This window comes from Psychroserpens sp., assembly GCF_036960315.1.
Taxonomy (GTDB): Bacteria; Bacteroidota; Bacteroidia; order Flavobacteriales; family Flavobacteriaceae; genus Psychroserpens.
Genome location: NZ_JBALVR010000015.1, coordinates 1 through 23,735 on the forward strand (window position 1 = coordinate 1; position 23,735 = coordinate 23,735).

General features: G+C 32.7%; 20 protein-coding genes. 4 read left to right on the plus strand and 16 right to left on the minus strand.

Annotated elements, in window-relative coordinates:
• Positions 1–6: 6 nt before the first annotated feature.
• From V7719_RS17675 to V7719_RS17690, 4 genes are all read right to left on the minus strand, one after another.
• Positions 7–654, minus strand: a complete 648-nt coding sequence (locus tag V7719_RS17675) for a DUF2306 domain-containing protein (RefSeq protein ID WP_335731277.1) — start codon at positions 652–654, stop codon at positions 7–9.
• 168 nt (positions 655–822) lie between these two features.
• Positions 823–1,569, minus strand: a complete 747-nt coding sequence (locus V7719_RS17680) for a class I SAM-dependent methyltransferase (RefSeq protein ID WP_335731278.1) — start codon at positions 1,567–1,569, stop codon at positions 823–825.
• 429 nt (positions 1,570–1,998) lie between these two features.
• Positions 1,999–2,949 carry a T9SS type A sorting domain-containing protein gene (locus V7719_RS17685; RefSeq protein ID WP_335731279.1) on the minus strand — a complete coding sequence of 317 codons (951 nt, stop codon included), beginning with the start codon at positions 2,947–2,949 and terminating at the stop codon, positions 1,999–2,001.
• 123 nt (positions 2,950–3,072) lie between these two features.
• Positions 3,073–3,930, minus strand: a complete 858-nt coding sequence (locus V7719_RS17690; RefSeq protein WP_335731280.1) for an alpha/beta hydrolase — start codon at positions 3,928–3,930, stop codon at positions 3,073–3,075.
• Between the two features lie 53 nt (positions 3,931–3,983).
• On the opposite strand from V7719_RS17690, the gene V7719_RS17695 reads away from it, so the two are divergent.
• On the plus strand, positions 3,984–4,613 hold the full coding sequence (locus V7719_RS17695) for a TetR/AcrR family transcriptional regulator (RefSeq protein WP_335731281.1): 630 nt from the start codon (positions 3,984–3,986) through the stop codon (positions 4,611–4,613).
• A 139-nt stretch (positions 4,614–4,752) separates the two neighbouring features.
• On the opposite strand, the gene V7719_RS17700 is transcribed toward V7719_RS17695, so the two are convergent.
• The 7 genes from V7719_RS17700 to V7719_RS17730 all read right to left on the minus strand — a co-directional run bounded on the left by V7719_RS17700 (position 4,753) and on the right by V7719_RS17730 (position 16,556).
• Positions 4,753–5,730: an NAD(P)-dependent alcohol dehydrogenase gene (locus tag V7719_RS17700; RefSeq protein WP_335731282.1), complete on the minus strand. Its 978-nt coding sequence runs from the start codon at positions 5,728–5,730 to the stop codon at positions 4,753–4,755.
• 155 nt (positions 5,731–5,885) lie between these two features.
• Positions 5,886–7,328: a pyridoxal phosphate-dependent decarboxylase family protein gene (locus V7719_RS17705; RefSeq protein WP_335731283.1), complete on the minus strand. Its 1,443-nt coding sequence runs from the start codon at positions 7,326–7,328 to the stop codon at positions 5,886–5,888.
• Between the two features lie 489 nt (positions 7,329–7,817).
• Positions 7,818–8,579 (minus strand): hypothetical protein, encoded by a 762-nt coding sequence (locus tag V7719_RS17710; protein WP_335731284.1) that lies wholly within the window; start codon positions 8,577–8,579, stop codon positions 7,818–7,820.
• Between the two features lie 510 nt (positions 8,580–9,089).
• Complete coding sequence (locus V7719_RS17715; protein ID WP_335731285.1) at positions 9,090–10,001, minus strand: LamG-like jellyroll fold domain-containing protein; 912 nt, start codon at positions 9,999–10,001, stop codon at positions 9,090–9,092.
• 399 nt (positions 10,002–10,400) lie between these two features.
• A complete protein-coding gene (locus V7719_RS17720) occupies positions 10,401–13,694 on the minus strand; it encodes an ABC transporter permease/M1 family aminopeptidase (protein WP_335731286.1) in 3,294 nt (1,097 codons plus the stop codon).
• Positions 13,694–14,587, minus strand: coding sequence for an ABC transporter ATP-binding protein (locus tag V7719_RS17725; RefSeq protein ID WP_335731287.1), 894 nt, complete (start codon positions 14,585–14,587; stop codon positions 13,694–13,696). The genes V7719_RS17720 and V7719_RS17725 overlap by 1 nt, the downstream gene beginning before the upstream one ends.
• 49 nt (positions 14,588–14,636) lie before the next feature.
• On the minus strand, positions 14,637–16,556 hold the full coding sequence (locus tag V7719_RS17730; RefSeq protein ID WP_335731288.1) for an ankyrin repeat domain-containing protein: 1,920 nt from the start codon (positions 16,554–16,556) through the stop codon (positions 14,637–14,639).
• A gap of 371 nt (positions 16,557–16,927) precedes the next feature.
• On the opposite strand from V7719_RS17730, the gene V7719_RS17735 reads away from it, so the two are divergent.
• Together V7719_RS17735 and V7719_RS17740 are read left to right on the plus strand one after the other, a co-directional pair.
• Positions 16,928–18,088, plus strand: a complete 1,161-nt coding sequence (locus tag V7719_RS17735; protein ID WP_335731289.1) for a sensor histidine kinase — start codon at positions 16,928–16,930, stop codon at positions 18,086–18,088.
• Positions 18,085–18,783 (plus strand): LytR/AlgR family response regulator transcription factor, encoded by a 699-nt coding sequence (locus V7719_RS17740; RefSeq protein WP_335731290.1) that lies wholly within the window; start codon positions 18,085–18,087, stop codon positions 18,781–18,783. Before V7719_RS17735 ends, V7719_RS17740 begins: the two co-directional genes overlap by 4 nt.
• A gap of 161 nt (positions 18,784–18,944) precedes the next feature.
• Here the strand turns inward: V7719_RS17740 and V7719_RS17745 are convergent, their stop codons facing one another.
• Together V7719_RS17745 and V7719_RS17750 are read right to left on the minus strand one after the other, a co-directional pair.
• A complete protein-coding gene (locus V7719_RS17745) occupies positions 18,945–19,484 on the minus strand; it encodes a dihydrofolate reductase family protein (protein WP_335731291.1) in 540 nt (179 codons plus the stop codon).
• Between the two features lie 189 nt (positions 19,485–19,673).
• Positions 19,674–20,327 carry a class I SAM-dependent methyltransferase gene (locus tag V7719_RS17750; RefSeq protein ID WP_335731292.1) on the minus strand — a complete coding sequence of 218 codons (654 nt, stop codon included), beginning with the start codon at positions 20,325–20,327 and terminating at the stop codon, positions 19,674–19,676.
• Positions 20,328–20,358: 31 nt separating this feature from the next.
• Here V7719_RS17750 and V7719_RS17755 point away from each other — a divergent pair, with 31 nt between their 5' ends.
• The gene (locus tag V7719_RS17755; protein WP_335731293.1) at positions 20,359–20,487 is read left to right on the plus strand and encodes a hypothetical protein; all 129 of its coding nucleotides are present in this window, start codon (positions 20,359–20,361) and stop codon (positions 20,485–20,487) included.
• A gap of 91 nt (positions 20,488–20,578) precedes the next feature.
• On the opposite strand, the gene V7719_RS17760 is transcribed toward V7719_RS17755, so the two are convergent.
• From V7719_RS17760 to V7719_RS17770, 3 genes are all read right to left on the minus strand, one after another.
• Positions 20,579–21,337, minus strand: a complete 759-nt coding sequence (locus tag V7719_RS17760; RefSeq protein WP_335731294.1) for a DUF6090 family protein — start codon at positions 21,335–21,337, stop codon at positions 20,579–20,581.
• 226 nt (positions 21,338–21,563) lie between these two features.
• On the minus strand, positions 21,564–22,187 hold the full coding sequence (locus V7719_RS17765) for a sulfotransferase family protein (RefSeq protein WP_335731295.1): 624 nt from the start codon (positions 22,185–22,187) through the stop codon (positions 21,564–21,566).
• Between the two features lie 272 nt (positions 22,188–22,459).
• Positions 22,460–23,665 (minus strand): alpha/beta hydrolase-fold protein, encoded by a 1,206-nt coding sequence (locus V7719_RS17770; RefSeq protein WP_335731296.1) that lies wholly within the window; start codon positions 23,663–23,665, stop codon positions 22,460–22,462.
• Positions 23,666–23,735: the final 70 nt, after the last annotated feature.

Genomic DNA, 23,735 nt, shown 5'->3' on the forward strand with positions numbered 1-23,735 from the left:
AAAGTGTTAGCGACCGGCTTTATTTCGACTTGTTTTTCTTTTAATATTTTTTAATGTTGGAATCCAAATCATAAATATTTCACCACAAATTATTGGTACAAATGAAAAGAAATACTCATTTACAGTTCTGCCAAATGTTGGGTCTTCAATTTGTCCAAATAAAAAGTCCAATGGGATTATCCCTCCAATTCTTACAGCTACAAATGAAAGTATGCAGATATAACTTCGAACCATAAATTGTTGATGTGCTTTTATATTTCCATTTTTCACGCACCACCAAGCTGAAAAAGTAGTAAAAAGGACCAAAACAGCTAAAATAAAGAGTGAAACTCTACACGGCAAGCAAGAACTTATTAGTGATAGCCTAATCGCCGATAAACCTGCGATAAATGCTCCAATGATGTAAACTTTCCCTGTTAGTCTGTGAAAGTTCAAATATTTGTTTCTAATCCATTTAGAGAATTGTATTGGTCCGGTCAGTAACGCTAATGTTCCGCCTATTAAGTGGGAGCTTACCCAAATCGGGTTGTTAATGTAACTATCACTTCTATATCCAGTAAAATAAGCACCTACATTTTCCAGAAAAAAATAAGCTGATAAGCCTATAATTATTGTCCAAGAGATCAAGAATAGTAATCGTTCAATTATTTTCATATAGTTACGATGTTTTTGGTCGCTTGTCGCTAACGTCTACGCACGAAGTTAAATCTTATTATCTTATTTTATTTTTTCATTTTTAAAGCCAAATCCAATCCCGATAATTATTGGGATGACGGCCTTAGTTTAAAGCTCTAAACTTTGGGTTAAGCACCAAAACCCGTATTAACTATAGCCATTGTTGTAAGCCGTTTTTCTCGCAATAATTGTCTGTATTCGGTTAATCGGTTCATTGAATTTAATCTCCAGTCCACTTTTTTCAAGAAAGCCCACAATTTCATTTGGGGAAACCCGCACCTTTTCATAAGAACTTACTTTTTGAGTCCATTCGCCCTTAATTTTCTCGTGTAGCAAATCTGTAACCTTTACTTTTTCCGTTCCGTATTCTAGTATGCAAGTTAAAATTCGGTCGGTAGAACTTTTTACTGGAATAAATCTTTGACTGTCATTTAGTTCATTCGAATAGTCACGAAAAGTTAGGACTAAATTCCCATTGTCTAATAAGATATCTTTCGCATCTTCAATTATGTTCTTAATTTGTTCTTTGTTTTCAAGATGTGTAATCGTGTCACCACAACAAATTATCAGTTCGGGTTTTAAGTCCTTAAATTTCAAAACATTCCTGATGTTTAATAACTCAATATTTATTCCCACTCCTTTCAGGTTGGATTGTAACTCGTCCAATAATTGCTGATTAAAGTCTACCGCTGTAACTTCAAATCCCAATTCTTTTAAAGCAATGCTTTGAATTCCATTACCTGCTCCTAAATCAATCGCAACTTTTGTGTTATTGGGTTCAATTCCGTTATCGACTAAAAAATCTTTAAAAGCCGTTGATTTAGATTCCAAATCGCCAAGCATCCAAGAATAGAAACTTGCTAAGTGATTTTCGTAATGTTCTTTAACTTGCATAGGTTTTCTTTAATGGTTTACAATGGATTTGTGTGTTGTTAGTGGCGTTGGCAATAACTAAGTTAGTAAAACAAACCGAACCAGAGGAAATTCCGCAGGATTTTCCGAGTACGCACAAAACAAGCAATTAAATATACACGTTGTTGGCTGTAGTTTTTAATTAGTATGCGTTTTTTAATTATTCCTTTCCCAAATTTCCTTTTCAATACTTCTATACAATTCGTTGTAAGCATATAGGTGATTTGCAAAAATGAAAACAACTCATTTTTTTTATGGTTCTATAATCGAAATAGTTCTAACATCTGCAGATCCACTAACATTTTCTACTAAAATTGTTATATAATTTTTTGGCTTTTTTGGAATAGATTCAATTAAGACTATCTACTAATTAAATTGTTGACTAAATAGAGCTATTTGCAAAAGTTTAGTTTAACGTTTAATAAAACGTTTAACGACCTGCTGATTTTTAGAGCCTATTTGAAGTAGGTAGATGCCCTTTGAAAGTTTGTCTAAATCAAGTCTTAATGTTGTTGAAGATGATTGTTCAATGTTCACTTCTCGTATCGTTCTACCAGTAATATCAAAAAGTGTAATGTTAGATGTGTCAATTATAGTATTCGATTCTATCATCAGAAACCCATTGGCTGGATTTGGATAAATGATTGTTTTATTACCTGTATGTTCTATTAGGTTAAGCTCATCATACTCTAAATAAACATCATCCAAAACAGCTGAAGAATATTCCGCTCCCAAACTTATTGGGTCGATAATTTCCATTTTAATCATTACAGTAAAATATTCGTATTCTTCTTCTGATTCATAGAAGTCACTAAGATCTATTTCAAAATCTGTAAACTCTTCGATAAGCTCTGTAGTTGTAAAATACTTAGAGCGTTCGGGAAAATTTCCTGGGTAGATATCGTCGACTAATGATAAGGAGTCTTCTGCTGTTGAATAGAATACACCAATGCTAATTCTGTCCATTTGCCCAATCTCTCTGTTCGAAGACGCGAGAAACTTAATACGTCCTTTAATTCTGTTTGCGACTTCGGTGCAATGAAATCGCATATAGCCACTATTAATGTTTTGAAAACTTCCTGGAGCTGATCGTGTAATTAGTAGGGCACTTCCATTTGCATCGCTTTCTTCATAGGGTCCAAAAAAACCAATACCGTGAATAAATCTAGGTACAATATTCATGGGTGGGCTTTCTATCCAGTCCATCGGAACTTCATACGATATAATGTTTCCGAACAAATCTTCTCTTTCTACGGTTTCAAATTCTTCGAATTCACCATTTGGTATAACACATTGTGATTGGCAGAAGTTGGCTTTAAGAATAAAGGCGGCTATTAAGAAAATAACAATTTTAAATTTCATTTTTGTTTGATTTTTGATTAATGAGATGAGAAGTTATGTTAAAGCATTCAGCTTTTTATTATTTTAAAGAATTGTTAAGGTGTTGTAAGTCCAGCAATTAATTATACACGGTGTTGTGACACGTTATTTTCTCAATATTATTTTTTCAATTTTATCATTATCAATTCTGTTTTGGACGTGTTTAGAATTTTCTAATAAAATGGTTTCTTTTAAGGATGGAAAAATTTTGTTCGCACGTTTAAGCATTTTTATTCCAGGAAACATAATATCTTTCTTTGCAGCAAATAAACTTATTGGAGTTGTTATCAATTTAGCTTCGTTTTTTTTTATTACGGGAACAGGTGTAAAATCCATATTAAAATGCAAAAATACTTTTGATAAGTACTTAAGAGCGAATATGTCTGGTTCCGTAAAAAGAGTTTTTAAGAATTTTTCAAGATATTTTGAATTTTGTGTTTTCAAATATAATTTCATAGGAATGAATACCTTAGATAAAAGAATCAGAGGATTTCCATTTACAATAAAAGCAGGAGCAGATAAATAGACTTCTTTAATGTTCTTTTCATTTTGAATTAAAGTTTTGAGTATAATTAATCCTCCGAACGAGAAACCAGCCATAGTTACATTTTTTAGACTTAGTTTATTTATAACCTCATTCATCCACAAACCGTAACTGTTGTCTTTCATACTCAATCTGTTTTCTGCACTTTTATTAGGTTGTGCAAGAACATCTATAGCGAATACTTGAAAATTTCTGTAAAGATTTGGGTAGGTTTCTAACGAAATAGGAGCACAGCCATTTGAGCCGTGAATAATTAAAAGTGGTGGCTTTGTTGAATCTCCAATTACGATAATATTGGTTTTTCCAAAATCAGTATTAACTAGTTTGTATTTATGGTCTATTTCTAAATCCTTTAATTTTTGCTCATAAAGCTTTATAATCTCTTTTTTTCCTAATTCTGATTTGTATAATGATTTCATTTCGTAATTTAGGACAAATTTACTAATAATATCTAATTAGGACAAGTTTACTAATGAGTAAAAAAAAGAAATTGATTTTGGAAGCCGCTAGGACTCTATTCAACGAAAAAGGGTATCACGATGTAACAATAAGAATGATTGCTTTAAAAATGAATATGAGTTCAGGGAACTTGAATTATCATTATAAAAAACGGGAGGATATTTTTGAGGCTTTGTATTTTGAAATGGTTTCAGAATTTGATGAAAGAATTAATATGTTACCCAATATTGAAATATCAATTGAACAAGTCAAAATTGATGTTGAGAGAAGTATGAGGAGAATGTTAGATTATACATTTTTTTGGACTGATTTATATAATCTTCTTTCTATAAATGATAAGGTAAAAGAACATTTTCAAGAGGTTTATAAAAAAAGAATTGAGGGTTGTTTTTTGTTATTTAAAAAAATGAAAGAAAAAGATTTGATGAAAGATTCATCCTTTGAATTGGAATATAATTTTCTGGCAGAAAGAATGATTCATTATGGTAATACTTGGTTATATTCTAGTAGCCTTTATCCTAATAAATTAAATTCAGATAATATAGATTATCACGTAAATACATTCTTAAGTATATTATTTCCTTTTCTTACTTTTCAAGGAAAAAAGGAATTTCAAAATTTATTACCAGAGTTTTTTGGGTAATGTGTTACAACGTGTTTGTGTATAATTTGTGCGACTTAGAACCTGTAGGAATTATAGTTTTACAAATCAGTTGTTTAAATATATAAATTTTAATTGAAGTAGGAGTGAAGCATTAATTATACACGTTGTTGTGGCACTGTTAATTTACTGAAATTACAATTTTACCATTGTGCAGTCCATCTCCAAATCGTTGAATCGCCCAAGGTATTTTGTCAAAAGTATAAGGACCATCTATAACACAATTTATCTTGTTGTCCTCATAAAGCTGATTGATGTACTCCAAGTCTTTATTAGTTTTTAACATGACCATGTGTACACGTTTCTTGCTAAATAACTTTAGTATTGGAGTCATATAAAGCATTTGCAATAGTTTGCCGTACTTACCACCTATTGAAACGTATTTTCCTTCCGGTTCAAGAACCTTTAAAAATTTCCATAGCGATCGATTGGTCTTGCAATCAAGAATTAGATCATATTGCTGATCACTCCTAGTAAAATCTTCTTTTTTATAGTCAATTACGTTGTCAAATCCTTGAGTTTCCATCGCTATTAATTTTTCTCCCGTATCAACTCCTGTAACATCTACGTTGTAAAGTTTTGCTATTTGAAGTCCAAATGAACCAACACCGCCACCACCACCGTTGATCAAGATTTTCTGGCCATCTTTAATCTGTCCCACATCACGCAGACCTTGTAGGGCAAGCATTGCCGCGTGTGGAATACTAGTTGCCTCTTCAAAACTCATGCTTTCTGGCTTTCGAGCAAGTGCTTTCTCATCTATGCAAAGAAACTCAGCAAAGCTGCCAAATCCGAATTCTGAGATGTCACCGTAAACGGCATCGCCGGCTTTAAACTTTGTAGCATTATTTCCGACCTTCTCCACAATTCCTGCTACCTCCATTCCTGGTATCATTAATTTTTTCCTGGGACCAAATATCCCAAAGAACAGACGATAAGCAAAAGGCTTTCCGGTTGCAAGGCACCAATCGTAATCATTGATTGTTGTTGCACAAACTTTAACCTGAACCTCGGTATTATTAGGTTCTGGTTGTTCGACTTCCATAAGCCTGAGAACTTTGTCTGGCTCTCCGTAGTTTTTAATACTATATGCTTTCATATTTACTAATGGTGCTACAACGGTTGGTGTATGCTTAGTTGCGAAAAATCAGTTTGGTTTTTTCGCCGTACTACGAAGTTAATTAAATCAAGTGAATTTCCTGCGAGGAAATTCCGCCGCAATTATTTATACACGTTATTAGCTACTGGCTCAATTTAGGTCAATTGAATTCTCTTCACGTTTTCTTTAATAATATCCAGTAAAAGCTCTATTTGAAATAGGTGGGTCCTAAATGATACTACGGCAATCCTTATCCAAAATGTTCCATTTATGTTAGTTGATGATAGAAATATGCGTCCATCTTTTTGAATAGCTTGAATCAATTTTTTATTGAAGGCGTTCGCATTTTTATCGGTAGGAACATACCTGAAGATTGCAACCGAAAGCTCGGGTTCCGGTCCAACTTCGAATCCTTTTACTTTTTTTATTTCATTATAGAAATACTTTGTTAAGCATAACTTTTCTTCCAATGATGCTCTGAAAGGCTTTAATCCAAATAGTTTTAGTGGCAACCACATTCTCATTCCTCGAAAATGTTTTGTTTGTTCTGGCGATATATCTGCTGGTGAAATTTCTTCATTAGCATCAATTGTATCCTGCATGTAGTCTGCTAGATACTGATATGCTTTTAATAATTTTTCTTTATTTTTCACAAGTATGGTACCTGTTCCAAACGGTAAAAAAAGTGTTTTATGGGGGTCGAGGGTAATGGAGTCAGCTTTCTCTATTCCTTTAAATTTAGAATCTAATTCGCGGACTAATTTAAAGAAGCCACCATAAGCAGCATCGACATGAAACCATAACTTGTGTTTTTTCGCAATATGTGCAATCGATTCAATAGGGTCAATTGCCCCAGTATTAGTAGTTCCTAATGATGCACTGATGAAGAAGGGTGTCAAACCGTTCTCTTTATCTTCAATAATTGTTTTTTCCAACTCATTTGCCGAAAGTCTTAGTTTTTCATCTAAAGGAATGAACCTGACGGGAGCTTCTGATAAGCCCGAAATCCGAATAGCTTTTAATATAGAATGATGAGCTTGCTCCGAAAGGTAAATCACTGATTTATCAAAATTTCGAGCTTTGAGATTATGAGCTTCCCTAGCTGTTACAAGGGCAATTAGATTGGCAATAGACCCTCCAGAAGTTAAATTGCCAGTAGCATTACCAGGATAGTCCATTAGACGACACATCCAGCGAATAAGCATATTTTCTAAACGGACTGCTCCTGGAGCAGCATAAAACACTCCCGCATATCGATTGTTAACCGCGGCAATGTAATCTCCCAGAGCAGAGGGGTAAAGCCCTCCACCAGGAATATATCCCATATGCCCGCCAGATGCAGGGTTTATACCCACTTCATCGATATTCTTTGTTGTACTAGCTAGTAATGTGGTTAGTTCAGTTGCCTGTTCTTCAATATCTAAATTGTATATTTCTTTTCCGTTTTTTTTTGAGGAGAAAAAAGCTTTAGAAGTATCCAATTTGTTGATAAATGTATTGGCGTAATCTAAAACCTCCAAATTCCATTTATCTCTTTGTCCCATTTCCGGGTCCAAAATCCTCGACAATGTTTCCAATTCTCTAATTCTATCAATCATATTTATATCAAACTATTAAAATGAGTGCTGTTCTCATTCTTAGATTTGTAAAAATTGGTTTTTTTGGTGTTCCGATTAAGCACATAACCACTTCCTAAATCTATTTATAACGTGTTTGTGTATGGTTAGTTGCGGCTTGAGCCTTGCTACGAGCTGCCGGATTGCCGAAACATCCTGAAAGGTAGGCAAAAAGCCTTAGAAAAGGAGCAAGGCTCTGACTTACAATTGTTCCGATTAGTTAAAGATAATAATTTGTAGGAGAAGTTCCTCGTCATAACCAACTGTAGCAATAAATTATATACGGTGTTAGCCTTTCGTTTTACTATTTAAATTCAAAACCCAAAGTTGTTCTAAATATTTTCAATTTCAGCAATTAAGGCAATACTTTTGATCTGTATTCATAAGAAAAGGAGAAATGGTGTATGCATGATTCCAAACAAAAAAACCCATCCAAAAAGGACAGGCTTTAGAGATTCGTTTAAATATAGGTTAATTCATCATACCGGTTGTCAAAGAAGGCACCAATTCCATGCTTTCTGTCATTTCTCCCCAACTCTCAAGAGAGTTATTAAAATTATTTCGGTCCTCTTCAAAGGTTCCCCATCCAAATTGTTCGTTATAGTCTTCTTCAAAGGTATTGTCGGATTCAGACCATGGTTGGTCCTGATATCTATCCCATCCTCTGACCATTATATACATATTGTCACTGCCACCACTTATGCATCTGAACATCAATTGCTTGTCCTTAAATTCTCTTTTTTTCATAGTTTTTGTGATGCGAGAAATAAACCTTCTAAAGTGCGTGGTTCCACTTGGCTTGACATCGAAAGTTGTTCGCTTCAGATACTTTGAGGGTGTCCCCGGATTTTCCGGATCCCAATTTAGCGTCGCATTGTTAATTCGGTCCCATCGCATTTGTCCACTAGTTTTTTCAACAAATTTAGATACATTCTTCTGCCAGTAATCCCCTTCGGCTGTCCTATCCATATCATAATCTTTTGGGTACTTCATAGATTCTACACGTTCGTAGGTTCCACTATTTCGTCCTGTAATTATCTTGTAGGTAATCATTCCGGTCTCAGCAGAATTATTGAACATTTGCATCTTTTTAGCAACTGCTTTTTCAAACTCTGTTGTCATCCCTTGTTTTGGAGTATATCTCCACGAATTCCAATAGTCGTTTTCCGCATTACGCTGAGCAGACAAACTTGCACAAAAGATTAGCGCAAGCCCGATCAATAAATTTTTCATAATTAAATTGGTTTTAGTTAATAAAAATTGTTTTGCTATTAATCAATATTTATTTTTTCAGTGTAGGTAAAAAAGGTTCCTAAAGGGTTTTAGGAAATAGATTTATATATAATAAGAAAGAAAAGTATTAAGAAGTAGACTATTAGGGAGTAGAGTACTAAACTCTATTGAGTATTGAATGTAGGGATTCTATTTTGATACAGCAAATATTTATTGTGTAATTACATGAATATTAATTATTTGTAGTATCCCTACATGATGAGTTTATTCATTTATCTACACAATCTCTCTATGTCAGAATGTATAAAGCCATCTGCTTTATTAATTTGTTGAATTAGCTTTAAATAGCGCTTAGTTGGTTATTCATAATGAAGGCTATCGTGTTCGTGTATGGATAGTTCCGTTGCCAAGAACTAAATTAGTAAAAGAAAACGAACCAGAGGAATTTCCAAGTAGGCTATAGAACCAAGTAATTAAATATACACGTTGTTAGCAAACGTTTTATCTAGTTTATTCTTTTATAAATTTTAATGTAGTTCCGTTATCAAATTTTAAGAAATATAGTCCATTAGTTAAGTTTCGAACATCAATTTTTTCATTATGAGAGATATTACTATCTTTTATTTTAGACCCTAAAATGTTATAAATTATATAATCTTCTTTATTAGTGAAATTAGAAAGTTGAATATAGTCAGTAGTAGGATTTGGAAATAGGGTTATTGATAAACTAAGATTTTGCTCTTCAACTGATAAATCACTACAATCATTATAAGCAATCCAATCGGTATTAGAATCCATATTTATTAATGTTCCGTTGAAATTATTACTTGATAAATCATTTACAATAGTTCCAGAGCCTTCATTAAAATTATAAAATGCATATAAATTTGATTCAGAACCTGTTAAACATATATTCATATTTCCAAATATTTCAGCTTCAGTGCGAACCACGTTCCATATTCTTACATCATCGATTGAACCATCAAAAACATCATCACTACCATTATAGCCAATACCTGCTTCAGTTCCACTAATAGAAATTGTTACACTAGTTTCAGTAGCATCTAATATTCCATTAATATATAAGTTAGCTTCGGAATTTATTGTTGAAAAAGTTACGGCAACATGAATCCATTGATTAAAAGGGATTGTAGAAGTCGAATAAATAATATCAAAAAGTGTTAAAAAATCACCATCAAGTCCAAAAAATGGTTCGTCATCTCCAAATTCTAAAATGGTTGGATAATCAATGCTTATTCCTCTATAGTTAACCCATGCTTCAAAAGTAAATTCGCTTGGACAAGTTATTCCTAATATTTCAACTTGCTGGTCACCTGAATTAGGATCAAAATCTAATGCTGTTTGTGCCATCGATAAATGGAACGTCATAATTAATACTGTAAGAATTGTAATTTTTTTCATAATTATAATATTTAAGTTAATATTAAAATATTGCCATAAATTGATTCTTAAAAGGGGAGATATGATTTAGCGGTAAAACTCTGAAGATTAAAGGCTTAAATTAAAGATACTGATAAAAATTTAGTTTTAAGATAAATTAAGTTGAATTTTTCTTATTAAATGTTTACCAACAGTTTGTGTATGAGGTAGTGGCGATAAAGCAGCACCCACTTTTCGGCTAAGTTCAAAAACACAAAAAAAAGTACAAACTTTGAGGTTTGCACTTTCTTAGCCATTGCTTATACATTTTGTTAGCAACTGTTATGTTTCTTTCTTCTCTACAATTATAAAAACTCTATAATATTTATTCTCTTCAATAAGTAAACCTTCTAGTGCTTTATGAGGCCAATTTATATAATTTTAATTAGTTTTTAATTCACCAACAGATTCAAAAAGGGCGGTGATTATATGTTTTTGATGGCTTGGTGCAACATCTCTAAAATAGCCTAACAAATCGTTGGTAGTTGGATATCTATCCGTTTTCATTTTTAGTTTACCATCTAGAGTATTCCAATCTCTTATAAATCGTTTTAAAGCGAGATTCACATTTGCTTCACCAATCTGTTTTTGAAACTCATACATATTAATTGCACCTTTTGCATAATAGATATAGTCTTGATTCCCTACCATTTCAAGAGATGGTTCTTGCTTGCCTTCGTTGCGTTGCCCTTCTATATATCTATCTTTCTGAATCTCTAAAAATTGTAAAACTTTTTCTTCGGAATACTTTTGTTTTAAAACCATTATTGCAGCATATTGTGATAAGGTTTCTAATAGCATAAGTTGTCCTTTAACATTAGCAGCTTCTATTTGCATTCCAAACCATTGATGAGCCAATTCGTGTGCAGTGACATAAAATGCCATATCCACATCTTTTTCATCATTAATATCTAAAATGAAACCAATAGCTTCTGAGAATGGTACTGTTCCAGGAAAAGATTGCGCAAATTCTGCGTAACGCGGGAACTCAAGAATACGCATTTGTTGATATTGATAGGGGCTAAAATTAGTGCTATAATAGTCAAACGAAGCCTTCATCGATTCCATCATTCTGTCTAGATTATAATCATGCTCTTTATGATAATAAATCTCTAAATCTACAGGTTTTCTAATCGTGCCAGATGTTGGCAGCCAAGTATCCTTTTTAACTTCATATTTCGCTGAAACTATGGAATAAAAGTTAATCATTTGGATCTCCATTTTATAATGAAAATAGTTGCGATTGTTTTCTTTCCAACTTTTTATTAGATTTCCAGGAGCGATAGCAGTTTGATTTTTATCTGTACCAATAACAATTTCAAAGTGAATACCATCAGAATCACCTCCAGATCTAGCATTAACTAATTCTTTTGGGTCATCCCTTTCAGCCTTATTTGATCTAGTTGACAAATTGTTTTCCACGCGATCATGTTTATCTTGAAGTTCATATTTTTTAGTATATCCTAATGTTGGAAAATCGTTGTTTTTAAAAAACGTACCATTATTTACAATACTTGTATTAGAATGACCTGGTTCAAAGCCCTTAGTTGTATAGGTTTGCTTAAAACTCATTTTTATGGAATCTCCAGCCTGCAAAGGTTCCTTTAATAGGTATTTATGATATTCAAATTCTGCATATTGATTGTCTAAAGTTGCACCGCCTTCAAAGCTTATAGACTCTAGTACTACTTTTGTTTCTAATAATTTCTGAATATGAACTTCATCAATAGGTGTATCATAGGTGTTTTTTAGAATATAAAAGCCTTCAGCGGTATAATCTCTAGTTGTTGGATATAACTCTACTTTTAAGTTAACAGCTACTATTTTAGGCTGCGGCAGGTATTCAAACTTTTTTAATGTTTTCTCATAGCCAACTCTAAATGCTATCTTTTCAGAGTTTGTCCAGTGCTTATTTAAGATATTCGTATTGTAAAAAATATAACTACCAAGAATTATAAAAGAAGCAAAAGTAATTAGGCCTAGTTTTATAATCGATTTACTAATTCGGTATTTACTTACTTTTAATCGTTTTATTAAATTAGTTTCTGTTCCTCTAACGGAAATAGCAGAAGCTATAATTAGTATTAGTATCCCAAATAAAAACCAATAAGTCTTGATAATCAGGTATGGCTTCATAAAATGACCATAGCCATTCATATCTGAATACGTACCAAGTGAACTACCTCCAAAGAAGTATAAATCATGGTCAAACCCGAAGAGAGCCAAAGTAATGTTTAAGATGAAAAATATTATGGTAACCATAATTCCAGCAAATTTATTATTGACTACTACTTGAGCAATGAAGGCAATAAGGGTAAATAAGGCTAGAAACGGTAAGATCTCTAAAAAGAAGCCATAAAAGTACACTTGAAAATTATAGTTGTAATATCCGTTGATCGTTTGAAAAATGATTCCTGAAATAATCAAAGAGACAATAAGTATAACATAGATGAGTATAAGCCCAAGATATTTACCTGCTATATTTATAAAGTCCGACATTGGACTTGAATCATAAATCAAGTTTAGTTTTACAGATCTTTCCTTCCAAATTAGTTCTCCAGAGTAAAAAATAAGGATAACAAAAAAGAAGTATAAAGACATTTCTCGAAGCTCTTCTACAATAAAATAGGTTGCAGGATAACTATCAACATCATACACAGTACCAAGACTCACCGAATTGATTAAAATTATAACCATCCCACAAATTACAATGGCCCAAAAAGAGGTTTGCTTACAAATACTCACGAAGTAAAACCAAGAGAAATGCATAAGCTGAGACCACTTCGATTTAATACCATGTTCTAGGTTGAATTCTGGAATTTCGATATCATAATGATCATCAATTTCAGACTCAAATACTTGTGCCTTTTTCTTTTTAATACGTTTATTCCTAACTACATTGAATTCAAATTTCTTATAACCAAAGCCAAAAATAAGTGCACCCAATGCAACCCAAAATAGCTTATTGTAAAGTAGCACTCCGCTAAATGGAATTGCCTGTAAACTTATTTCTGCTCTTGTCCAAGTTTTTGTAATTGAGGTGAGTGTTGTTAATGAAAATGGATCTAAAATTGCTTTTAAAGATTCATTGGTAATTGCCTTAGTCAACATGAAAATAACAAATATGAAAATACCCTGTGTATACACAACCATCAATTTTCTAGTTAATGCGCCAGTTATAAAAAATAGGCAAGCCCCAAAAAACAGAATTGGTAATGTTACCATTACAAATGGCTTCAAATAGGTCAATAAATTAAAAGCTAGAAAATGATCTGGTTGATGCCAAGGCATGTATTCTCCTAAAATCATACCGAAGAAAACCCCACTAAACACAAAAAGTAATACTGTAAAAGACCCTAGAAAGCGACCTAATAAATAATCTCGCTTTTTTATAGGATTTGAATACATGAGGGACTCTATATTATATTCAAAGTCGCGTAATATAGAGACTCCCATAATCATAGAGGCAATTATCATACAAAACCCTGTAACCGCTCCCATGGTTTTTGCTACAATTAAAGGTGAATTCTTTTTAACCAAACTGAAATCCATTCCTTCATATACAAAATCAACGCCAAAAATCGAAAACAGTAATAGGAAGACAAAGAAAATGTAAGTATCTGCTCGCTTTACTCGGTATTTTAATTCGAACTTAAATATTTCGTACCACATCATTATGAAATTGATTTAAGGTTATTATTATCACCAAATATTTGTGAGAAATACACATCTTCCAAATCAGCTTTAACTGGAGAGAAACCATCCCCAGGATTGGTGTCGCTAAGTATATGAATGATTGGTTTCCCAAGAAATAGTTTTTCACTGATAACCTGATAGTTTTGTTTATAGGTGTCCAATTCAGATTTTATGATCGTTCTCTGATACACTCTGCCTTCCAGCTCTTCGATTATTCTTAAGGGATTACCTTTTAGTAGAACCTGACCTTGGTTAATCACTGCCATATTGGTGCATAATTCTTTTACATCTTCAACAATATGTGTTGATAGTATTACCACTGTATTTTCTCCCAATTCACTTAATATATTATAGAAACGGTTTCTTTCTACAGGATCCAATCCAGCTGTAGGTTCATCTACAATAAGTAATTTTGGGTTGTTAAGTAAGGCTTGTGCAATCCCAAAACGTTGTTTCATTCCGCCAGAAAAGCCTCCAAGGTTTTGTTTTTTTACAGTATATAGATTTGTCTTGTGCAAAAGCGCGTTTACAAGATCTTTACGCTCCCCTTTGTTTGTAATACCCTTGAGAACTGCAAAATGATTTAATAACACTTCGGGAGATATTTTAGGATATAAACCAAATTGTTGTGGTAAATATCCTAGTACCTGTCTCACCTCATTTTTCTGTGTGAAAACATCTAAATTTCCCAGTGAAATCGTCCCCTTATCTGCTTCCTGCAAAGTGGCAATAGTCCGCATTAAAGTAGACTTACCTGCGCCATTTGGACCCAACAGCCCAAACATACCTTTAGGGATTTCTAGAGAGATATTCTGAAGGGCCTTTACACCATTTGAATAGGTTTTTGATACATTGTCAATTATGAGTTCCATGCTGTTCGTTTTTTGATTTTTAATTCTTGTAATCAATTCTAAAGGCGATTTATTTTTCAGTTTCAGTGGTTTTTAATGGTAATTCCTCACCTAAAAGATTCCCGCGAGTAAACGCACCATCTTGCCATAGAAGCATTTCGCCCATGGTGCCACTTTTCATATTAGCGTCAATCACTATTACTCGACCGTCATAGTGCATTTCAATTTCCTTATGTGTTGTATGGCCAACGACAATATTTGAAATCTTGAAATGCTTTAACAATGCACCGATTTGCCCGTCGGTGGCTAGTTCACCTTGAAAGTAACCTCTATAGTATATTGGCCCGTTTGCTCTATGAAGAAAGTCTCCAAGTTCATTACGTTTTTCAACCAATTCACTTGCTACTAGTTGTTGTTTGAATTCACTGTTAATTTCTTCCATTGACAATCCTTTTTCTACTAAGTCAGGATGTAGTCCGCCATGTGTGAACAGGATGCCGTTTAGCTTTATCACGACTGGACGTGTGCGTAACCAATCGCCAAGAACTGTCCCAGTATTAAAAAGTGTATTGAAAGGCGTTTCCAATATCTTGGCTATTTCAGTATATTTTGGATGTACTGAACGTAAATTCCCATTAAGTACCATAACATCATGGTTCCCAAGTAGCACATGTAACTTTCCGCCTTTTTCTTCTGCTTGCTTTTCTAAATCATATAGAAACCATAAGACTTCAGTAACCTGTGGACCTCTATCAAACATATCTCCTGCAACCACAAAGTGTCCATTTCCAAAGCTCCATTTTCCCTGATTATCGATAACACCATTATTTGTTAGGAGTTTTATAAATGTGTCATACTGACCGTGAATATCACTTACAGCTCCAATTTTGAAATTTCCATTATACTCTAGTTGTTTAACCTCTTTAGGAGTATTACTCCATAGTTTAGTTTTTACACCCTTGTATTCAATTATTTGAGAATCTTGAGAATTGATCTCCTGGGTGTGCGTTTCTCCTTTATTTATCCAAATCGCAGTGCGTCCTTTTTCAGATTGCATTACATAGGGACCATCACTAACGCCTTCGTAGGGGATATTAAGAATCTCCAGAATCTCCTTAATGTTCTCTTCCTTCGCCATATCTATGGCAGAATAATCATCCTTAAGATTTATGCTAGGATCTGCACCACCATCCATTAATAATTGTAGTATCTCTGCATTCCTACCCTTAATAGCAAATACAATCGCTGATTGCTTCTCCTTACTAATAAAATTCACATCAGCCTTATAAGCAATAAGTTCCTTAACCATCGCAGGGTTTTGATAAGCAACGGCATACATCAATGGCGTTAAATCATCAGTTACTAAATTAGGATTAGCACCATTTTCAAGTAAATACTTAGCTATTTTATGTGTTCTATCCTTTTTGATGGCACTAAAAAGCAAGGTTGTTCCTTTGCCATAAAGGGCGTCTATTGCATTGCCTTTTGATAAAAAGGTTTTTACAGCTTCTACATTTCCAAGGGCAATCTCCTGTTGAATGTCAATTTTATCGCCATTCGATGATTTGGTATACCGCTTGCTTAACTGATCCTGCGTTAATTCTCTGGCCATATAAAGCACCAATTGCTTGCCGCTTTGTGAAATCCAAGTGCCTTTTATTTCCGTTTCTGATATGGCACCTGAAAAGCTACCCTGAGAATGAATAGAAAAACTGAGAGTCATTTTACTAACTATAAGGTCTTGCATAGGAATTGTTGCCACTCCTTTTGAAGCTGGCCCCATAAAGCCAATAAGTTGACCTTCATTAGATGTCTTGAAGTTCCATAGGATTCCGATGGACTTATTCTCATTAACAACTAAATTCCCTTCCCATTTACCAATAATTGGGCTTATATTTTCATTGTTAAGCGTTTGTTCTTGATCTATAATTGTTCCATTTAAAATAAAAAGTGTGATTAGAGAACAAATAATATTTAATAATTGTGGCATTTGAATATGTTTTATAGGTGTGTTAATTTGTAAAGTGTTCTTATCTATTCTTTATTAGTAATAGATAAAAGCGATTTTATTTGAAACGTCTCTTTGCGTTCCATTTAAAACCAGTTGTATTTTGATTCTTTTTTGTTCTTGTAATAGTGTTTAATGTGATCATAATTCTTGTTTTAGTATTAATCTTCAGCAAACATATCAGGAAATAGAAATAGGCTAAAATAATAGTGACCAACTAACTGCAGTTTGGGACACAAATACGTTATGTGCATATAAAGTCGTTTTGTCACAATTTCAAGGGGTTTCAACCACAGGGAATGTATGTATGTCAACTTCTTTGGAGGGGTCGTTATATTAAATTAGATTTGGGGATGGAATTATTTTTTACAAGATATAAACGGGTTTTTATCACCCTTGGAATGAGTGTATTATTTTGGATTAGTGGAGAGGTTTGTTCACATTATGAATTGTACTTTACGTGTATATTATTTATAGTAACTTCAATTAGTTTCCCTATTTATTTATTACTTTTTTGGATACTTAATAGGAAGAAAAACCAAGCCTTTTCAGAAGGACTAACTAAATGGGAATGGAAAATAATTCCTGTTTTAAGTGCAATATTTTGTTTGTTAGGTATAGCTGAATCTTATCCTAAAAGGCCAGATTTTACAGCTGTTTTTAGTCTATTTTTAGTGTATACTGTTCTTTTTGCAGCTGTACTTATTAGAAATTATTACCTACAAAAAAAGGGAGTGCCATTACTGTCCAAATCTTTTATTAATAAATTAATTTTTTGGTCATTTGCTATTGGTATAGGTAGGATACTAATCTTAATTGATGAATACGGGGATACCGATGCTCTAGCATTTATTGCGATTTTTTATTTTCCATTGCTAATTATTTTAATATTGCGTTGGGTTTTTAAGCAAACTAGAGCTATTCTCACTTTAAAAAACGAAAAAGCAAAAACAGAATTACTACATTTAAAAAGTCAGGTGAATCCTCATTTCTTTTTTAATATGCTAAATAATCTATATGGTTTGGTGGGTACAGATGCTAAAAAGGCTCAAGATTTAATTCTTAAATTATCCGATATGATGCGCTATAGTATTTATGAAGGAGAAAAAGAGCTTGTAACCCTTGAAGAAGAAATGGATTATCTAAAAAACTATATCGAACTTCATAAAATGCGCTATCACAAAGAAATTGATATCCAGTTTAAAAACGAAATTTCTGAAAATCACAAAGTGATGCCTTTGCTTTTTATCATACTTTTGGAGAATGCTTTTAAACACGGTGTGGAAAATCTAAGAGAGGATGCTTATGTAAATGTCCATATAAGCACAGAAGGGAATGACATCCAATTTACAGTAGAGAATAACTTTGATTCCACAACAATATCAAAGAACCCTGGAATTGGTCTTAAAAACCTAAAGCGTAGACTCGAACTGGGATATTTAAATAAACATTCCCTATCTTTTACAAGTACTAATGATATATACAAAGTCGATTTAACTATTTCAAAATTATGACAACCTATTTGATTATAGATGACGAATACATCGCCCATGACATTATAAAAGGCTATTGTGATTTATTGCCAAACATGAAGCTTATGAAGAATTGTTATGATGCTTTGGAAGCTTTTGAATATCTGAATACAAATAAAGTAGATTTGATTTTTTTGGATTTGAATATGCCAAAACTAAAGGGCTTCGAGTTTTTAAAAATACTACCAAATCCTCCGAAAGTCATTGTAACTACAGCCTATAAGGAACATGCATTAGAGGGTTTTGAACTTAATGTATCCGATTACTTGTTGAAGCCTTTTGGTTTTGAGCGTTTTTTAAAAGCGGTTAATAATGCAATAAGTACCCCTGCAAAAACTCAATTACAAACTTCAGAAAATACAGAAAGTAAATCAAAAAGTATTTTTATTCGCTCCAATAAGAAGTATACACAAGTTGAAATTGACGCGATTCAATATATAGAAGCCGCTGGAAATTATACCAAAATAATTACCACTTCCGAGACGATTACAATCCGTGAAAAAGTATCCTATGTATTAGAGTTATTGTCAAATGAAGAATTCTTGCAAGTCCACAAATCGTTTGCGGTATCAAAAAAGCACATAAAGAGCATTGAGGGTAATCGAATTTTTATTTCTGAAAATATTATTCCTATTGGAAAAACTTACAAAGCAAATATTATTCAATTATTGAAGTAGCTTGTTTCTAATAGTTGTTAACCTGTTCGTGTATTACTTTCGTTGCGTGTTTAGGTAACTAATTGAGTAAACAAATACTTGCCAGAGAAAATTCCGAAGGAATTTTCCAAATAAGCACTTGCCAAAGCAATTAATTATACACGGTGTTGGCATTTCGTATTTTATTTTTTCCGTTTGTAATGATTCTGTGTTATTTGGTTCAGATATGTTTTTGTTCCAATCAGTTCAAATTTCAGTTCGTTTGGAAGTTCTGCAAATAATGAAGAACCACCACCTAATAAAACAGGAATTGTCGTAATCACCATTTCGTCAATTAAGTCCTCTGTCAAAAAGTTCCGAATTGTGGTTCCTCCATCTACGTATAACTGATTAAATCCTTTTTCGTGAATTTGGTCTAAGATTTCTGTTAACATTCCTTTGACCAAAAACGCTTTGCCTTTATGAGATTCAGGTATTTCTTTTAACTTATTACTCAATACGAAAACAGGTTTGTTATATGGCCAATCAATATCAAATCCGAGTACAGTTTCAAATGTTGTTCGTCCCATAACAAGTGCGTCAATTCCCGTGTTAAATTCTACATATCCCATATCATCATTGTCAGGATTTGGTATAGAATGTAGCCAATCAATTCCACCATTTTTGTCAGCGATATATCCGTCTAAACTTGTTGCAATAAATACGCTATTCTTTATATTCATTATTCTTTTGAGATTCGTTTTTCGATATGAATGCCAACGTGTTTGTGTATGGTTAGTTGCGTGGGTTAGAACTTACTTTACAAGTACACACCAAACTGAAAATCCGTGAGAATTTTCAGAAGTAGGCGAGAACAAGCAATTACTTATAGCCATTGTTGTGCGTTGTTGTTTTTTTGTATTCAATGGACCTTAATCTTTTTTTCTACAAATAATATATGAATCTCCGTGCTTTTTAATTTTTTCATACTTATCCTTGGCAAGACCTTCATAATAATAAATAATTTCAAAATCAAGAAAACATTCACGAAGTCTGTTTTTCTCAATGTAGTATCTTATTTTACAACAGTCTTCCCTTTTTATAAACGTATTAGGTTCAATCATTCTTTCTGTAGAAACATAATCTTTAAATTCCGGATCTAGATAATTTCGTAATGACATAATGATAACACCTCCTTTTTTGACTGTCAATTTAAGTGTTACAAGCAACTTATCAAAATCATTCCGACTCATACAACAACCAACAAGCAGGCAGTTAATCACGTCATAATAATTTTGAGGATATTGAAAGTCTAATGCATTAGTATTCAAAATTGAAACATTTGTAAGTGAGTTATCATCTATAAATGCTCGCAAACGCTCTAAATGTGTTTCGTTATTATCCAAAGCTGTAACTTGGAACCCTTTCTTTGCAAAGAACACAGTATCTGCTCCCTCACCACAACCAACATCAAGTAAGTACTTCGCGTTATTCAAGTAGGGTAATGCTTTTTCTGCTAGGGGGTCAGGTTTAAAAGGGTCTTCAAATCCATACTTGTTTTTGAGGATGCTGTCTAAGTTGCTCATAATATGATTAAATTATTCCCTTTTATAATTTATGAAATTGTACATCAACTTCAGGTTCGTAAAGTATCCAAGCCATGACGCACAACGTGTTCGTGTATGGTTAGTTGCGTTGGCTAGGTCTAAATTAGTAAAAGAAAACGAACCAGAGGAAAATCCGTAGAATTTTCCGAGTAATCATTGCACAAGCAATGAATTATACACGGTGTTAGCCTTTCATTATGTTTCTAATAAATTTTATCATAACTTAATTTTTATTCCTTTTGTATTGCATCTATTTCATTGATGATTTGTTCAGCCTCTTGTCTCAGCTCATTATAATATATAGGTATTTGAGACATAAAAGTATTTAATAAGTTGGCTCCTGAAATACCAGGATGATTATAAAGACGTTCGAATTTATTTTTATCTTCTAAACTCAAAGAACTATAGTTATTTGATGAGTAAAACTTTAGAAGTTCTTGTATTGAATTGTCGCCATAGGCCAAAACCTGCATATTTTCAATAAAATTATTTAAACTTTTTTCTTGTTCAATGATTCTATCGACCTTGAAATAATAAGCATTAAGGTAATCTTCTAATTTTGTTGCTTGTATTTTTGAGAGATAACCTGAGTTTTTTAAAGCATCAAATCCACTTTTATTTGAATAAAAGTAGCGGTCTTGAAAAACGATCGTTCCCAAGCCTATAATTTCATCTATAGGCGCTTTTTCTTCGATTTTATGATTTTTATACAATTCAAGATATCTCTCAGAATAAGCCAAAGTACTGTCTCTAAAGGTTTCTATTTCATTTAGAACTTGCAAATCGCTAACAACGTTCTTCTTTATATTTCGTAAAAAACCATTTAATTCATTTTCTTCGTTTTTTTGAGTATTCCAATTATTAATCTGCAAGGCAATCAAAATCCCAATTACAACTAGTACAATTTCCCCAATAGCATAAAGTAGATATTTACTGACCTTGTTTTCAGATATTAAATTTTGCCTAATTTTTCTAAAGAATTTAATCATTGGTTAATAGTTGGTCATAATGAAGGCTAACGTGTTCGTGTATGGTTAGTTGGGTTGGCAGGAACTAAGTTAGCAAAAAGAGACGAACGTGTAGGGAATTCGACAGAATTTCTTGAATAGACTTTAACTGGCTACAACATGAATTATACACGATGTTGGCAATTGGCTATGTCTTATAAACAGCAAATCTAATTATTGCCATTAATCAAAATATTAGAAATTCTTTTTAGCTTCCAGCCTTTACCAATTCCCAAAATTCCTCGCGATTATTCGTGTTTGGAAAAGACTCATTGGGCACTGGTGAATTCAGGAATTCACAAAGTGGTTCCCAGCCGTCCTTCACTTGATATATAAGTAACTGTTCTTCAGGAATGATCTCTCTTACCGCCTTATTATGAGCTATAAACCCATTGATTAATCCATTCCTATCCATTCCTTGTGGAAACCCACTTTTAGTGAGGACTTCAATACACATATCCAGCCAATTGTGCATTTTTTCAGGAGCCTTATCTTTTCCTTCAACTAATTTGTAAATTGTTGAACCAAAACTATCAGCCCAATTTTCAGGGTTTCGTTCAGTCAATATAAATTTGGCTGTTGGGTATTCCTTGATTAATTCACGAAAAAATCCAGCCGTTGGCCAATCTACTGCGCTATTAAAACCATCGTACATGGCGCTCCAATTCGAATTTCCTTTTATAGCCTCCGACCAAAGCGGTACTTGTACACCCATATTTTTTACAACCTCTTCCATATGGTGACATGGACCATATCCAAGTTGATTAATTGCTAATTTAAGTGAGTAAGTGCCAGTACGTCCAACACCAACACCGATAATATTAATTGCCATGAATTCCATTTTTTAAATAGCAGTAACAGGTTTCATTTTAATAGTGATAATCAAAAATGTTACAACTTAAGTTATTATTGACCGTGAAAAACGGCTTCAACCCAAATGTACAACTTTTATCAGGACGTGTAAAGCTTGTTGCCTACGATTAGTATAAGAGTAGTAGCGGATTTTTAAACGCAAATTTTTCGGTTTAGGACAGACCTTTTTTCTATTTACTTATTTTAGTTTTTCGATTAAACCACTATTATTTTTATACAGTGTTGTATGCTTTACTTTTTAGTTTCATTCTTTATATTCTCTAAACTTGCGATTAATTGATTTAACATCCATTGTCTTGCGTTACAAGTTTTAGCCAATTCAATAGATTTTTCACTTGATAAAATAGCACTTTCATATTTACCTTGAGCCAAATAGACTTTGGAAATACCATCATATGCATTGAATGATGAAGAATTATATGTGATACTTTTATTATAATTTTCAATTGCTTTTTGATACTCTTTAATTTCAAAATAGTTAAGAGCGAGTTGATTATAAAACTCTTCAAGTGAACTAGGAAAATGCTCTTTTATACCATTCTCAAGGACTAATAAATCCTCTTTATTATCAAGATTGAAATAATAATAAATGATATTTCCTAAAAAATAGGGATGAATGGAAACGATGAAAGAATACGTTTTTGACAATTCTCTGTAATGGTCTATTACTTCATTTGCACCTTTAAATGATTTAAATTGTTTTTCAGAGATACTCCAATTTATAAAAATATCTTCAAATGATTTTTTTATTGTTGGCAAACCTACAGAGTTGTGATTTTCATTTTCAAGATTAAAATATTTCCAATTTTTGTTATCCGAAAATTGTTTTTCAAGTACGGTGATATATTTATCTATTCCCATGCCTCGAGCATTTGATGATGATATATAGAATAGAGATGATAATGAATCTTTACTTTCATAAATAGAATCGGCACGATTGATAATTTCAAATTCACCAAGCCATAATGCTGGATCAATTGCAATAAAGGCATTAAAAGCATCAGGTTTTTTAAGAAGAAAATTTGTTACAAATAATCCTCCAATAGAATGCCCGATAATAATGTTATAATCAGCTGTTCTATATTTGCTTTTTATTAAAGGTTTTAATTCATTATCAATAAATTTTATATAGTTTTCAGCATTTCCATCCCTTCCTTTTATTTGATTTGGAGTGCAATTCTTTCTGTATTTTGATGCTCCTTTATCTGTAATTCCAACAACAATGCATTCAGGCATTTTTCCACTTACATTTGACATTAACTCAATCAAACCTGTTACGTAATGAAAATTATAATCACCATCTAATAAATAAACAACTGGATAATCATTTTTATCATTAAAGTAATAAGTAGGTGGTAAATAAACTTGAAATTCTCTTTTCTCATCCATAAATTCGGATGCGATTTGAAGTCTATTTCCAATTTCTATTTTATTCAAATTATTTTGTCCGCATAGAACAGTACTGTAAAGAGTTAAAATAATAACCTGTATAAAAATTTTGTTCATC